Source organism: Vibrio genomosp. F10 str. ZF-129 (assembly GCF_000287055.2).
Classification (GTDB): Bacteria; Pseudomonadota; Gammaproteobacteria; order Enterobacterales; family Vibrionaceae; genus Vibrio.
On the sequence record NZ_AJYQ02000107.1, the window covers coordinates 173731 to 187594 of the forward strand.

A 13864-nucleotide genomic window follows, 5' to 3' on the forward strand; every position below is an offset into this window, starting at 1 on the left:
CAATCTAGCGAAAAGTGCTACCAAGAGTCAAATATTGCAGCATAAGTTTGCATTTATTGTGCAAGTGGATGTAAGAGATGCTCTTCGGGCATTGATAATTAAAGTGTTGAAAGTTTATTACAAAAATAGACGAATAAAGCGTGCTAGCTATAAGGTCACTCACACGCTGTTAGACTTTATCTGATCAATCTTCAGTTAATTTGGTTCAAAAACAATATTTATACATCGCTTTAGATAAAATATTGATGGTGGGATCAATAAACTCAAAGGCTAAGAACTCATCCGGTTGGTGCGCCTGTTCGATTGAGCCTGGGCCTAATACTAGGGTTGGGCAGAGCTGTTGTAGGAAAGGTGCTTCAGTACAGTAGTTAACGGTTTCTGACGGGGTTTCGCAAATTTCTTCAACACCGGCAATAAACGGATGGTCATGTTGGCACTCATAACCGGGAATCGGTTCATGCAGAGGTGTTATTTCGATTCGGCCCGGCCATTTTGCTTCCACTTCTTTCAGTGATGCTCGTAACATGTTATCCAGCCCATCGAGGCTAATGCCAGGTAAAGGGCGAACATCATAATGCAGCTCACAGCATCCACAGATACGGTTTGCACTGTCTCCACCATGAATATGACCAAGGTTTAGAGTCGGGCTTGGAATCGCAAAGCCCGGGTGATGATACTCTTTGATGAGTTTGTCGCGCAGTTGCATCAGGGCAAACAAAACCTCATGCATGATTTCGATGGCGTTGACACCCAACGCGGGATCGGAAGAGTGGCCCGATTTACCCGTGATCCGCACGGCGTTAGCGACGTGGCCTTTATGGCCTCTGACCGGAACTAAGCTGGTTGGCTCACCGATAATGCAATAATCAGGTTTAAACGGTGCATTGTCGGTAAAGTGACGAGCGCCCAACATGGTCGTTTCCTCATCACAGGTTGCTAATATATACAGCGGCTTGGTTTGCTTGCTCCAATCGACTTTCTTCACAGCTTCAATAATAAACGCAAAGAAGCCCTTCATATCTGTAGTGCCAAGCCCGTAAAAGCGATCGTTCGCTTGGGTTAATGTGTGTGGATCAAAACTCCAACGACCCTCATCAAATGGCACGGTATCACTGTGTCCAGCAAGAAGTAGACCGCCTTCTCCTGAGCCTTTCTTAGCGATCAGATTGTGCTTTCCTTTTTCAACTTCTGTAACGGTGACGTCAAAACCGATGTCTTTTAACCAGGTGGCGAGTTTTTCAATCACCATGCTGTTGCCTTCATCCCAGCTAGGATCACTTGAACTGATGGATGAGGTTGAAATTAGGCCTTCGTAGACCTCGAGAAAACTGGGTAATTGCATATTATCTTCACTTCTACTGTTGACAGAAATACCTTAAGAAGGTAAAACACATATTAAATCATTATTTGTGAATAAAAAATCAATTAAAGCTATTTTTTTAAAATTAATAGTCATTTTGAGTCAAGGGCTCACTCTGATGAATAGCCATGAAATTGAAACGTAGTCACTACTAACGAAGAAACCACTATTAACCTTGAATTTGGAAGTTGTCGATGTCACACGCTGAGTTACTTAAAACCACGATTATTGGCGCTAGCGGTTATACCGGAGCCGAATTAGCTGTCATGGTGCAAAAACATCCACAGCTCACGCTATCAGGTTTGTACGTCTCAGCCAATAGTGTTGATGCAGGTAAAAATATTGGAGAGTTGCACGGTAAGCTAGCCGGTTTGGTTGATATGCCTGTTGAGCCGTTAGTGAACGTTAAAAAAGCGGCGACTGACTGCGATGTGGTTTTTTTAGCCACCGCCCATGAAGTGAGCCATGACCTTGCTCCTATTTTTTTAGAGAACGGTTGCCAGGTTTTTGATTTATCCGGTGCGTTTCGAGTAAAAGGTGAAGGCTTCTACCAGCAGTACTATGGCTTCGAGCATCAACATGCCGCTTGGTTAGACAACGCAGCTTATGGTTTGGCTGAGTGGAACGAAGAGGCCATTACCCAAGCTCAGCTAGTGGCTGTTGCAGGTTGTTACCCAACCGCGTCACAACTGGCCATCAAGCCTTTGGTTGAATCACAGCTTCTCGATCTGAATCAATGGCCTGTGATCAATGCGACCAGTGGTGTAACGGGGGCAGGACGTAAAGCGTCTATGGTCAATAGCTTTTGCGAAGTGAGCCTACAGCCTTACGGTGTGTTTGCACACCGTCATCAGCCAGAGATCACCAGCCACTTAGGTTGTGATGTGATTTTTACCCCGCACCTAGGTAATTTTAAACGCGGTATTCTCGCGACTATCACGATGAAGTTGTCCGCCGGTGTGACTGCTGAACAAGTGACACAAGCGTTTGTTAAAGCGTATGACGGTAAGCCAGCAGTCCGTTTACTGGATGAGCAGATGCCAAGAATTCAAAACGTAGAGTTCACTCCATTTTGTGATTTGGGGTGGAAGGTGGAAGGTGAGCACGTCATCGTGGTATCAGCGATTGATAACCTACTGAAAGGGGCGTCAAGCCAAGCGATGCAGTGCTTGAATATCCACTACGGATTCTCCCAGTTAACCGCGTTAATTTAGTTGTATGAATATAACCGCATTAGAGTAAGCGGCGGTTAGACAAAGACGGAATAGACGGCGAATACGTAAAAAGAAGAAAAAGACAAATACGCCATTGAGATAATCAGAGCAGTAAGGAACATTCATGACCGATAATACCTTGTCAGAAAAAAAAGCCATGCCATTGGTGATTAAGTTAGGCGGAGCAGCGCTAGAGAGTAACGAGACTCTGAGTCAGCTATTCGCGGCTATCAACACTTATCAGCAGCAAGCTCGACGACAAATCGTCATTGTTCATGGTGGCGGGTATTTAGTGGATGACCTTATGGGTAAACTGAATTTAGAAACGGTGAAGAAAAACGGTTTACGTGTGACGCCTTACGAACAAATCCCTGTTATTGCAGGCGCATTAGCAGGAACTGCCAACAAACTGCTTCAAGGGCAAGCGATCAAAGATGGCCTTAATGCGGTGGGTTTAAGTCTAGCGGACGGTGGATTGTGTCAAGTTGAAGAGTTGGATCCTGAATTAGGCGCAGTAGGTAAAGCGTCACCAGGAGATTCAGCGGTACTTCAAGCGATTCTAGATACTGGAGCGCTTCCTATCATTAGCTCGATTGGCTTAACACCAGCAGGGCAATTAATGAATGTGAATGCCGACCAAGCTGCGGTTGCCGTTGCTGGTGCTCTTGATGCTGAGTTAGTTCTGCTTTCTGATGTGAGTGGTGTATTAGACGGCAAAGGACACCTAATCGGTAGTCTAACTGAAGAACAAGCATCGGCGCTGATTCAAGGCCAGGTGATTACTGATGGCATGATTGTCAAGGTAGAAGCGGCCCTGGAAGCGGCCAATGATTTAGGGCGATCTATTCAAGTTGCTACCTGGAGATACCCAGAGAAACTGGTCAAATTATTTGCCGGAGAGTGTATCGGAACACTTTTCGTACCAAAGTAGAACACAACCAATACGTTCTTACGCACAAGCGTGAGCACAACAAAATTAACACTATTAAATGGAAGCCTTAGCACTGACCGCCAAGCGCAGAGCAAGGAATTTGGAGAGAAAAAATGAGCAAAGTTCAAGTTAAAAAAGTTGTTGTCGCATACTCTGGCGGTCTAGATACCTCAGTCATTATCCCGTGGCTAAAAGAGAACTATGACTGTGAAGTGATTGCATTTGTTGCTGATGTGGGCCAAGGCGCACAAGAACTGGAAGGTATTGAAGAGAAAGCAAAAGCGTCAGGCGCTTCAGAATGCTACATCGCTGATCTAAAAGAAGAGATGGTGGCCGATTACATCTACCCGACACTAAAAACAGGCGCGTACTACGAAGGAAAATACCTGCTAGGTACCTCAATGGCGCGTCCGATAATTGCCAAAGCGCAAGTTGAAGTGGCACGTAAAGTGGGTGCGGATGCGTTGTGTCACGGTTGTACCGGTAAAGGTAACGACCAGGTACGTTTTGAAGGTGCATTTGCGGCGCTTGCCCCTGACCTGCATGTTATTGCTCCTTGGCGTGAGTGGGACCTTGTAAGCCGTGAAGAATGTCTGGATTACCTTGCCGAGCGTAATATCCCATGTACCGCATCACTAACGAAAATCTATTCACGTGATGCCAATGCATGGCACATATCAACAGAAGGCGGCGTGTTAGAAGATACATGGAACGCGCCAAACGATGATTGCTGGGATTGGACTGTTGATCCAGAAAAAGCACCGGATCAATCAGAGTCAGTGACACTGAAAGTGGTAAAAGGTGAAGTGGTTGCGGTCGATGGTGAAGAAATGACGCCATACAACGCGCTAGTTTACCTTAATGAAAAAGGCGCAAAGCACGGCGTTGGTCGTATCGATATCGTTGAGAACCGTCTCGTGGGCATGAAGTCTCGTGGTTGTTACGAAACTCCGGGCGGCACTATCATGATGGAAGCGCTACGTGCGGTTGAGCAACTTGTATTAGATAAAGCGGCGTTTGAGTTCCGTGAAGAGTTGGGCGTGAAAGCTTCGCACCTTGTTTACGATGGTCGTTGGTTCACACCACTGTGCAAATCGATTCTTGCAGCCACCGAAGAGCTTGCTCAAGATGTGAATGGCGAAGTGGTGGTTAAGCTTTACAAAGGGCACGCAACAGTGACTCAAAAACGTTCGGCGAACAGCTTATATTGTGAAGAGTTTGCAACGTTTGGTGAAGATGAAGTGTACGACCAAAGCCATGCTGAAGGCTTCATTCGTCTTTACTCTCTATCAAGCAGAATCAGAGCACTGAACGAAGTGAAAAGATCAAATTAATCAACCATTACTGAATGAAAACCAATAAAACCCACTTTTTTTTGCAAGTGGGTTTTTCTTTTATTTAGGGGGGGACTTTTGGATAAGTACTTTATGACGAAAGACGTGTAATGGATTTTTGTCAGTGAGTCAGATCGCCATGACGAATTTAAATGTACCATTCGTGAATAATTATGTGGAAAAAATGCATTTTTACCTTGTTTTTATATTGAATTGCTGTAAGTTTGAAACATACAAAAAGAGAAGCTGAATTTAATCAGAGAACATCGTTGCACAAGCAGTAGATACTGAGCATTTAGGAGAGACACAATGGCATTATGGGGCGGTAGATTTACCCAAGCAGCAGACACTAGGTTCAAAGACTTTAACGATTCACTTCGCTTTGATTACCGATTGGCTGAGCAAGACATTGTTGGCTCTATCGCTTGGTCAAAAGCGTTACAATCTGTCGATGTGTTGAGTGAAGAAGAGCAGCAAAAGCTTGAACTGGCCCTGAATGAACTCAAACTTGAAGTGATGGAAGATCCCAATCAGATTTTACGCTCTGATGCAGAAGATATTCACTCTTGGGTTGAACAGCAATTAATTGGCAAGGTGGGTGATTTAGGTAAAAAATTACACACTGGCCGTTCTCGTAATGATCAAGTCGCAACCGACTTAAAATTGTGGTGTCGCCAGCAAGGGCAACAACTGCTTATTGGCCTTGATCGTCTGCAAGCGAAAATGGTTGAAGTTGCAAGAGAACACCAAGCTACCGTGTTACCTGGTTATACGCACTTGCAACGTGCACAACCGGTGACTTTTGCTCACTGGTGTTTGGCGTATGTTGAAATGTTAGAGCGTGATTATTCACGTTTGAATGATGCGATTAAGCGTCTCGATACTTGTCCACTTGGCTCTGGCGCACTTGCCGGTACAGCCTACCCGATGGACCGTGAAGAACTGGCGCATAATCTTGGGTTTCGTCGTGCAACACGTAACTCGCTCGATTCTGTTTCTGATCGTGATCACGTGATGGAGCTTATGTCGATTGCGTCTATCTCCATGCTTCATCTTTCTCGTCTTGCAGAAGACATGATCTTCTATAACTCAGGCGAGTCGAATTTTATCGAGTTAGCCGACACGGTGACATCAGGCTCGTCATTGATGCCACAAAAGAAAAACCCAGACGCGCTTGAACTTATTCGTGGTAAAACTGGCCGTGTTTATGGCTCTCTTGCGGCGATGATGATGACAGTGAAAGCACTGCCATTGGCGTACAACAAAGACATGCAAGAAGACAAGGAAGGGCTGTTTGATGCGCTTGATACTTGGAACGATTGTATGGAAATGGCCGCGCTGTGTTTTGAAGGCATTAAAGTTAACAAAGAACGTACATTAGAAGCCGCGCAACAAGGTTATGCCAATTCAACTGAGCTGGCGGATTACCTAGTCGCGAAAAACATTCCATTTCGTGAAGCTCACCATATTGTTGGGGTTGCGGTTGTGGGGGCCATTTCAAAAGGCTGCGCGTTAGAAGATCTTTCACTTGATGAGCTCAAAGCCTTCTCTGATGTAATTGAAGATGATGTGTACGATATTTTAACCATCGAATCCTGTTTGGAAAAACGAAGTGCCTTAGGTGGCGTTTCTCCTAAGCAAGTGGCGTATGCGGTTGATCAAGCGGATCAACGTCTTGCTCAGCGCGATACTTCGGCGGTGAAAGTGCGTTCTGCGCGTCTTACCGACATTGAAGCGTTGGAAGGCATGGTCGCTTATTGGGCCAACATGGGAGAAAACCTACCGCGATCTCGTAATGAGTTAGTGCGCGATATTGGCTCGTTTGCGGTGGCAGAACACCATGGTGAAGTGACGGGCTGTGCATCGCTTTATGTGTATGATTCTGGTTTGGCCGAAATTCGCTCATTAGGCGTAGAAGCTGGTTGGCAAGGTCAGGGACAAGGCTCGGCGATTGTTCAACACTTAGTGGATAAAGCACGCCAAATGGCGATTAAAAAAGTCTTTGTGCTGACAAGAACACCAGAGTTCTTTATGAAGCACAGCTTTATTCCTACATCCAAGTCGTTGCTGCCTGAGAAAGTGCTTAAAGACTGTGATCAGTGTCCACGTCAGCACGCTTGTGATGAGGTGGCGTTGGAAGTGAACTTGGTTGAACAGATCATTGCCAAAGTGAACGTGGCTTAACCGGTTTTAACCCTATTATTGCGCGCGATGTTCTATTTCATTTATGCTTTATTTGATTAAATTTTTATGTAAGTGATTGAGTATAGGGCGCAAACTCATTTTCTTGAAGAAAGATCAAAAAAGATCCTCGATTTAAGGAACTAAAAGGAAAAGCAGCAGTCTGAATTAATACCACTGCTTTTTCTTAGAAAATATCTAAGAAGGCCCCGCAACCGACATTGGCTGCGGGGCTTTTTTCTTTTTATCGCCCAGGTTTTTCGCTCGTATTTTTATCTTACGCGGTTTATCTCTTTCTTCTGTGAGCCATTTTTGGATTTTCCTATTTCACGAGTAGTCAAAAAAGTGTCAATAATCATTCATTAAACTGAGATACAAATTGGCTACCGTTGGGCTCGTTCATTTATTCCATCGGAGAAACGCAGTGAAAGGATTTCAACTAGGATTAGCGCTCAGCGGTCTAATAGCATCAACAGTTTCAATGGCAGAACTGCCTCAACAAAGTGATACTTGGTATACCCAAGGCCAAAGTGCTATTACAGCAGCAAAAAAGTTAAAGCCAATCACAGGGCCGGCTAAAAATGTCATCTTATTTATCGGTGATGGTATGAGTGTGGGCACAATGACCGCAGCCCGTATTTATGCAGGGCAAAACAAAGGGCTTAAAGGTGAAGAATATTCACTCGCTATGGAAAGCCTCCCTCATACAGCATTAGCAAAAACATACAATACCGATATGCAAACACCCGATTCAGCGGGCACGGCAACCGCGATGGTGGCTGGGGTGAAGACCAAAGCAGGTGTTATCAGTGTTAATGATAAGGTGCAACGTGGTTTTTGTAGCAGCGCAAAAGGAAATGAAGTGAAGACAGCGTTTCACTCAGCCGCTGAAAAAGGTATGTCTCTTGGCGTGGTGTCGACCGCGAGACTGACCCATGCTACGCCAGCGGTCACGTTTGCACATAGCGCCGACCGTAACTGGGAAAACGATGCAGCTATGCCGAATATCGCCAAAGGGAATGGGTGTAAAGACATTGCAACACAGTTTATAGAGTTTGATCACGGTGACGGCTTTCAAGTGGCTTTTGCTGGTGGTCGCCGTGAATTTCTTCCGATAGATAACACGGACCCTGAGGGTAAAAAAGGCAAACGTAAAGATGGGCGTAACCTGATTGAAGAGTGGCAAGATCGTTACCCGAAAGGCCAGTATGTTTATGATCGCCAAGGCTTTGATAAGCTGACCGATCAACAGCGAGCATTTGGTCTGTTTGAAAGCAGTCATATGCAATATGAAGCGGATAGAAAGGTCGACAACCAAGAGCCATCACTGGCCGAGATGACCGATAAAGCGATTCAAATATTAGGCAACAACAAAACGGGTTATATCTTGATGGTGGAAGCTGGACGCATAGACCATGCTCACCACGATGGCAATGCCGCCAGAGCGCTGGAAGACACGGTCGCTTTTGATAATGCGATTCGACTTGCGTTAGAAAAAACCAACCCTGAAGAAACCCTGATTATTGTGACTGCGGATCATGCTCATACACTGATTTCAAATGGCTATGCTGAGCGCGGCAATCCAATTCTGGGTCTTTCCAAGCAAAAAGGTAAGCTTAACCAAGATGATTTTGGGAAAAATTACACGACACTCGCTTACGGAAATGGCCCGGGAGCGGTGAAAGGTGAGCGAGATAACCCAACGGCAGAGCAAGTGGAAAAGCTCGATTACTTGCAGCAGGCATTGGTGAAACTGAGCTCAGAAACGCATTCGGGGGAAGATGTGGCGATCTTTGCTCGTGGACCGCAAGCATGGTTGTTTCAAGGTGTGGTTGAGCAGCATTATATCTATCATGTGGTAGACGAAGCGCTTGGGCTCACCCGTTAACAAGCCAGAGATGCAGCGGTAAAAGCAATGTAAATGCCAAAAGCAATGTAAACGAAAAAGCTAACGTAAACGATAATGATAAAACTCTAGTGCTTGCCTGAAGTGCTGGAGTTTTTTTTGCGCTTATTCTCTTGGTAGGGAATGACGATGAACTTCATCCAAAGATGCAAAAACAGCAAACCATTAAACGCAAGCCCCGCCATGATAAGCGCAATGGATTCTATGCTGAACGGCGTCTCTCGACAGGTAAACCACCAAACAACCGCACACAACACCGAGAGCGTGGTGAGCTGATCCATACAGCGTTGACAGCGCCCGATCTTTTTCCAAAACCAGGCCGCGTTATCGCACGTTTTACATGTCATGAATGTTTCTTATTGGGTAATATACACGTTGATAGAATATCGTAACTAACCCAAGAAAGTGAGCAAAATGATTGAACGTCAACACACTAAGCAACGTATGAGCCGTATTGTTAAGCATAACGGAACCATCTATCTATGTGGCCAAGTTTGTGCGGATGCAGAAAAAGGCATCAAAGAGCAAACGCAAACCATGCTAGATAAGGTAGAAACCTTACTACTTGAAGCGGGTAGTGATAAAGAGCATATGTTGTCGGCGACCATCTATTTAAAAGATATGAAAGATTTTAAAGAGATGAATGAGGTTTGGGATGCTTGGGTTCCTGAAGGTCACGCACCTGCACGCGCTTGTGTGACCGGTGACATGGCGCGTGAAGCGCTATTGGTTGAAATCTCTGTGATTGCTGCTGAAAAATAATTGAGCCAGTAGGGTAGAAAAGAAGCCTGAGACAAGGTTACAAAGAGGCGCGATAGAAAGGCTGAAAAAACAGGCTGAAAAGAAGTGGTGGAAAAAGCCTATGTTCAGCCTCTTTTTCACCTGTTTTCATCTTCTCTTCAGCCTATTTTTAGCTTGTTTTCAATTAAGCCTACATTAACATCCCGGTCCACAGTCTAGGCAATGTTTCACCATCTCTGGTCCTAGGTGCAGTTTGGCGTTCAGGTCACGAAGTGCAGTACGAACACCTTCTTCAATCACTGGGTGGTAGAATGGCATATCGAGCATTTCCGATACCGTCATCTTGTTCTGGTGTGCCCAAGCCAGTAAGTGCGCTAAGTGCTCAGCATTAGGCCCCATCATTTCAGCGCCTAGGAACCGTCCTGTTCCTTGCTCTCCGTACACATGTAAAATACCTTTGTTTCTCAGCATGACACGTGAGCGACCTTGATTCTCAAACGAAACCTCGCCGGTTGCAAAACACCCACAGTTACCTAAACGCTGTTCTAGTTGTTTGAAGGTTTCACCGACCATGGCAATTTGCGGATCCGAGAATACCGCTGAGATAACCGAACGGCGTAACCCTGCTCGAATATCTGGGAATCGTCCCGCATTATCACCGGCGCTCCTCGCCTGGTCTGCCGCTTCATGAAGCAGTGGAATTTGGTTACTTGCATCACCCGCAATAAAGATGCTCTCTACCGATGTTTGTAACGTGTAGTAATCGGCTGTTGGTACACCGCGTTCATCTAATTCCAGCGTAGTCGTTTCAAGAGAGAGTTTATCAACGTTAGGACGACGTCCTGTTGCTGCTAATACATAATCAACAATGAAGGTTTCAAGTTCACCATCGTGGTTGATGAACATGATCTCGACTTTGTCCGTCTCGTTGCCTTGGTCGTCAAGCACACGACGCATGGTCTCTACTTTAACATCCGCATCAAGATAGAATTCCTCTTGGAATGCTTTGTTCGCGTAAGCCATGACTTCAGGGTCAGTGATTGGCCCGACTTGACCGCCCACACCGAATACTTTCACCTTCACACCCAAACGGTGCAGGGATTGGCCTAACTCCAAACCAATAACGCCAGGACCAAATACAGCGACGGATTCTGGCAGATCGTCCCAATCAAATACGTCGTCATTGATAACAAGGCGATCACCAAGCTCGTTCCAAACCGCAGGGTAGGCAGGGCGTGATCCCGTGGCGATGACAATGCGTTTAGCGGTAATAGTTGTGTGGTCATCAACAATCAATGTGTTGTTATCGAGAAACTTTGCGTAGCCGAGGATTTTGTCTTCAGCCGGGATTTCGTCGACCCCTTCAAGAACAAATCCGACAAAACGGTCACGTTCACGTTTTACTCTGTCCATTACTTCGCGGCCATTGATCACCGTTTCACCTTGAGGGTAAACACCGAATCCTGGCGCTTTTTCAATCTGATGAACGCTTTCAGCAGCAGCGATAAGCAGTTTTGACGGCATGCAGCCAACGCGAGCACAGGTTGTACCAAATGGGCCGCCTTCTATCATAACGACACTTGATGTGTTTGCTTTTGCCGCGCGATAAGCGCCTAAACCTGCAGTACCACCACCAATCACAGCTACATCTACGTTTACTTGTTTCATAACCATATCTCTACTTTTATTTTCTGAGCCTTTTTATTCTGGCTGCTGAAAGAAATTGTTGTGTTCGTACGTTCTATACCAAAGTGTTCTAATGGCACGCTTTGGGTGAATCATTCAAGCCGCTTAGATATAAAGTGACTTAGATATAAAGCCACTTGGATTTAAAAGCCACTTGGGTATAGAGGTGACGTTAGGAAAAAGGCTACCTAGTGCCCGACACACTAGGTAGTCTTCAGTGGGTTGTGATTAAGCTAGATACGCTTCTAGTTCTTCGCTACCACCAATGTGCTTACCACCGATGAAAACTTGAGGAACAGTTGTGCGACCAGAGATTGCGCGTAGGCTTACTGTTGTTGCATCTTTACCTAGTACTACTTCTTCGTAGTTTAACCCTTTATCGATTAGGTTCTGTTTTGCTTTCGTACAGAAAGGACAGCCTGGTTTAGTGAATACTGTGATTGACTCTTGCTCTTTGTGCTCAGGAGCGATGTAGTTAAGCATAGTATCAGCATCAGAAACATTGAACGGGTCGCCTGGTACGTCTTCTTCGATGAACATTTTTTCTACCACGCCGTTTTTAACCAGCATGCTGTAGCGCCATGAACGTTTGCCGAAACCGATGTCGTTTTTCTCAACCAGCATACCCATGCCGTCTGTGAAATCACCGTTACCATCTGGGATGAATGTGATGTTTTCCGCTTCTTGGTCTGCTTTCCATGCGTTCATTACGAACGTGTCGTTTACAGAAACACACAGAATGTCATCAACACCGTTTTCTTTGAATACAGAGTGTAGTTCGTTGTAGCGCGGTAGGTGGCTTGAAGAACAGGTTGGAGTAAACGCGCCTGGTAGGCTGAATACGATTACTGTCTTGTCTTTGAAAAGCTCTTCTGTCGTTACGTTAACCCATGCATCACCTTGGCGAGTTGGGAATGTTACTTGAGGGATTGATTGACCTTCTTTAGATGCAAACATAATGATTTCCTAGTATTTAAGTTTAATGAGTTACTGTGAGTCTTAGTCAGCGCTTTGCTGTGCTCCGTTTTGTTGAAGCTATTATTAACAATTTTCTTTGATAGGAATAATCGTTTGGTGCTATCGTTTCAATAGGTGTTTTCTATTGAGGTGTATGGCCTCTTAAACTGACGTTGAGTATGAGTCTATATGAACATTCGAGATTTAGAATATTTAGTTGCATTAGCTGAGCATCAGCACTTCCGTAAAGCCGCAGAGTCTTGTTTTGTGAGTCAGCCAACCTTGAGTGGGCAAATACGTAAGTTGGAAGATGAAATCGGTACCGCTCTACTGGAACGAAATAGTCGTAAAGTTCTTTTTACTGATTCTGGGTTGCAGCTTGTCGAACAAGCAAAAATTATTCTCTCCGAAGTGACGCGATTTAAAGACATGGCGAGTGGGCAAAGTGGGGAGATGGTGGGCCCAATGAACATTGGCTTTATTCCCACGGTCGGTCCCTATATCTTGCCAAGAATTATTCCACAGCTGAAAGCCGCGTATCCAGAACTGGAAATGTTTTTACATGAATCTCAAACACATGAATTAGTGCGTCAGTTGCAAGATGGAAAGTTGGATTGTTTGGTCTTAGCATCGGTGGCTGAGACGGCACCGTTTAAAGAGATTGAGCTTTACAATGAGCCGCTTGCTTTAGCGGTGCCGAGCGACCATGAATGGGCCGGTCTTGAGTTTTTAAATGTCGACGAGCTCAATGGACGCACAGTATTAATGCTCGGAGATGGTCACTGTTTACGTGATCAAGCATTAGGTTATTGCTTTGCTGCGGGGGCGAAAGAAGATAAACGCTTCAAAGCCACGAGCTTAGAAACGCTGCGGAATATGGTGGCAGCAGGGGGCGGAATTACTTTGCTTCCAGAGCTTTCCGTCCCTAAAGAGTCAACCAAAGATGGGGTTTGCTACGTGAAAAAAATGGAGCCTCAGCCATCAAGAAAGATCGTATTGGTCTATCGACCTGGCTCACCATTGCGGGCTCGTTTTGAACAGTTAGGCGGAACCATTCAGTCGATATTGCAAGCTTAATCAAAAATGGCCAATAAAAAAGGGTTGGCATTGCCAACCCTTTTTACTGTTTTCGAGTTAAAACAGTTCTTCACTGCTAGCGCTAGAATAAATCGTGTCGGTGATCGATTCTTCAACATATTCTGTTGGCGCTGTCCCCTCAAGGAAGTATTCAAACATCGAGCTTGAATCAAACTTATTCGTCAAAAGGCCGGAATCTCTATCGATTCGAACGCGGACAATGTCGTTAGGTAGCTGTTTCGATTGAATCGGAACACCCTCTAAAGCCACTTGCATGAAGTCCACCCACGCAGGTTGTGCTGTTTTTGCGCCAGCCTCACCTCCGGTGATTTGGTTCTTATCTAGGTTTTTATTGGTGGTGGTTTGTCCCAGTTTTCGGTTGTGGTTATCAAAGCCAACCCACGCGGTTGCAACAATACCAGGGCCGTAGCCGTTGTACCAAGCATCTTTAGAGTCATTGGTGGTTCCGGTTTTACC

The 13864-nt window shown here is 45.4% G+C and carries 11 protein-coding genes and 1 pseudogene; 7 read left to right on the top strand and 5 right to left on the bottom strand.

From position 1 onward, the window contains the following. Positions 1-205 precede the first annotated feature (205 nt). The gene (argE, locus tag A1QO_RS13665; RefSeq protein ID WP_017040590.1) at positions 206-1342 is read right to left on the bottom strand and encodes an acetylornithine deacetylase; all 1137 of its coding nucleotides are present in this window, start codon (positions 1340-1342) and stop codon (positions 206-208) included. 212 nt (positions 1343-1554) lie between these two features. Between argE and argC the strand changes: the two genes are divergently transcribed. From argC to A1QO_RS13690, 5 genes are all read left to right on the top strand, one after another. Further along, complete coding sequence (gene argC / locus A1QO_RS13670; RefSeq protein ID WP_017040591.1) at positions 1555-2574, top strand: N-acetyl-gamma-glutamyl-phosphate reductase; 1020 nt, start codon at positions 1555-1557, stop codon at positions 2572-2574. Between the two features lie 124 nt (positions 2575-2698). After that, positions 2699-3505 (top strand): acetylglutamate kinase, encoded by an 807-nt coding sequence (gene argB / locus A1QO_RS13675; RefSeq protein ID WP_017036779.1) that lies wholly within the window; start codon positions 2699-2701, stop codon positions 3503-3505. A 113-nt stretch (positions 3506-3618) separates the two neighbouring features. Continuing rightward, entirely contained in the window at positions 3619-4839 is a 1221-nt protein-coding gene (locus A1QO_RS13680) for an argininosuccinate synthase (RefSeq protein WP_017040592.1), read from the top strand. A 309-nt stretch (positions 4840-5148) separates the two neighbouring features. Then, positions 5149-7023 carry an argininosuccinate lyase gene (gene argH / locus A1QO_RS13685; protein WP_017036777.1) on the top strand — a complete coding sequence of 625 codons (1875 nt, stop codon included), beginning with the start codon at positions 5149-5151 and terminating at the stop codon, positions 7021-7023. Between the two features lie 421 nt (positions 7024-7444). Then, positions 7445-8908: an alkaline phosphatase gene (locus tag A1QO_RS13690; protein WP_017036776.1), complete on the top strand. Its 1464-nt coding sequence runs from the start codon at positions 7445-7447 to the stop codon at positions 8906-8908. An 86-nt stretch (positions 8909-8994) separates the two neighbouring features. Here A1QO_RS13690 and A1QO_RS13695 read toward each other — a convergent pair whose 3' ends face one another. Further along, complete coding sequence (locus tag A1QO_RS13695; protein WP_017036775.1) at positions 8995-9273, bottom strand: DUF3624 domain-containing protein; 279 nt, start codon at positions 9271-9273, stop codon at positions 8995-8997. A gap of 67 nt (positions 9274-9340) precedes the next feature. On the opposite strand from A1QO_RS13695, the gene A1QO_RS13700 reads away from it, so the two are divergent. Further along, the gene (locus A1QO_RS13700; protein ID WP_017038298.1) at positions 9341-9688 is read left to right on the top strand and encodes a RidA family protein; all 348 of its coding nucleotides are present in this window, start codon (positions 9341-9343) and stop codon (positions 9686-9688) included. A gap of 174 nt (positions 9689-9862) precedes the next feature. On the opposite strand, the gene A1QO_RS13705 is transcribed toward A1QO_RS13700, so the two are convergent. Beyond that, entirely contained in the window at positions 9863-11335 is a 1473-nt protein-coding gene (locus A1QO_RS13705; RefSeq protein ID WP_026027025.1) for a dihydrolipoyl dehydrogenase, read from the bottom strand. A 246-nt stretch (positions 11336-11581) separates the two neighbouring features. After that, positions 11582-12310 (bottom strand): glutathione peroxidase, encoded by a 729-nt coding sequence (locus A1QO_RS13710; RefSeq protein WP_017040594.1) that lies wholly within the window; start codon positions 12308-12310, stop codon positions 11582-11584. 189 nt (positions 12311-12499) lie between these two features. Here A1QO_RS13710 and oxyR point away from each other — a divergent pair, with 189 nt between their 5' ends. Then, entirely contained in the window at positions 12500-13387 is an 888-nt protein-coding gene (gene oxyR, locus A1QO_RS13715) for a DNA-binding transcriptional regulator OxyR (RefSeq protein WP_017036771.1), read from the top strand. A gap of 57 nt (positions 13388-13444) precedes the next feature. Here the strand turns inward: oxyR and A1QO_RS13720 are convergent. After that, a pseudogene (locus A1QO_RS13720) lies at positions 13445-13864 on the bottom strand (penicillin-sensitive transpeptidase); the annotation flags it as partial.

Bases quoted from the DNA above. Each gene is read 5' to 3' on its own strand.
- A1QO_RS13695 (WP_017036775.1), bottom strand. From the start codon at position 9,273: ATGACATGTAAAACGTGCGATAACGCGGCCTGGTTTTGGAAAAAGATC.
- A1QO_RS13705 (WP_026027025.1), bottom strand. From the start codon at position 11,335: ATGAAACAAGTAAACGTAGATGTAGCTGTGATTGGTGGTGGTACTGCA.
- argC (WP_017040591.1), top strand. From the start codon at position 1,555: ATGTCACACGCTGAGTTACTTAAAACCACGATTATTGGCGCTAGCGGT.
- A1QO_RS13710 (WP_017040594.1), bottom strand. From the start codon at position 12,310: ATGTTTGCATCTAAAGAAGGTCAATCAATCCCTCAAGTAACATTCCCA.
- A1QO_RS13680 (WP_017040592.1), top strand. From the start codon at position 3,619: ATGAGCAAAGTTCAAGTTAAAAAAGTTGTTGTCGCATACTCTGGCGGT.
- A1QO_RS13700 (WP_017038298.1), top strand. From the start codon at position 9,341: ATGATTGAACGTCAACACACTAAGCAACGTATGAGCCGTATTGTTAAG.
- argE (WP_017040590.1), bottom strand. From the start codon at position 1,342: ATGCAATTACCCAGTTTTCTCGAGGTCTACGAAGGCCTAATTTCAACC.
- oxyR (WP_017036771.1), top strand. From the start codon at position 12,500: ATGAACATTCGAGATTTAGAATATTTAGTTGCATTAGCTGAGCATCAG.
- argB (WP_017036779.1), top strand. From the start codon at position 2,699: ATGACCGATAATACCTTGTCAGAAAAAAAAGCCATGCCATTGGTGATT.
- argH (WP_017036777.1), top strand. From the start codon at position 5,149: ATGGCATTATGGGGCGGTAGATTTACCCAAGCAGCAGACACTAGGTTC.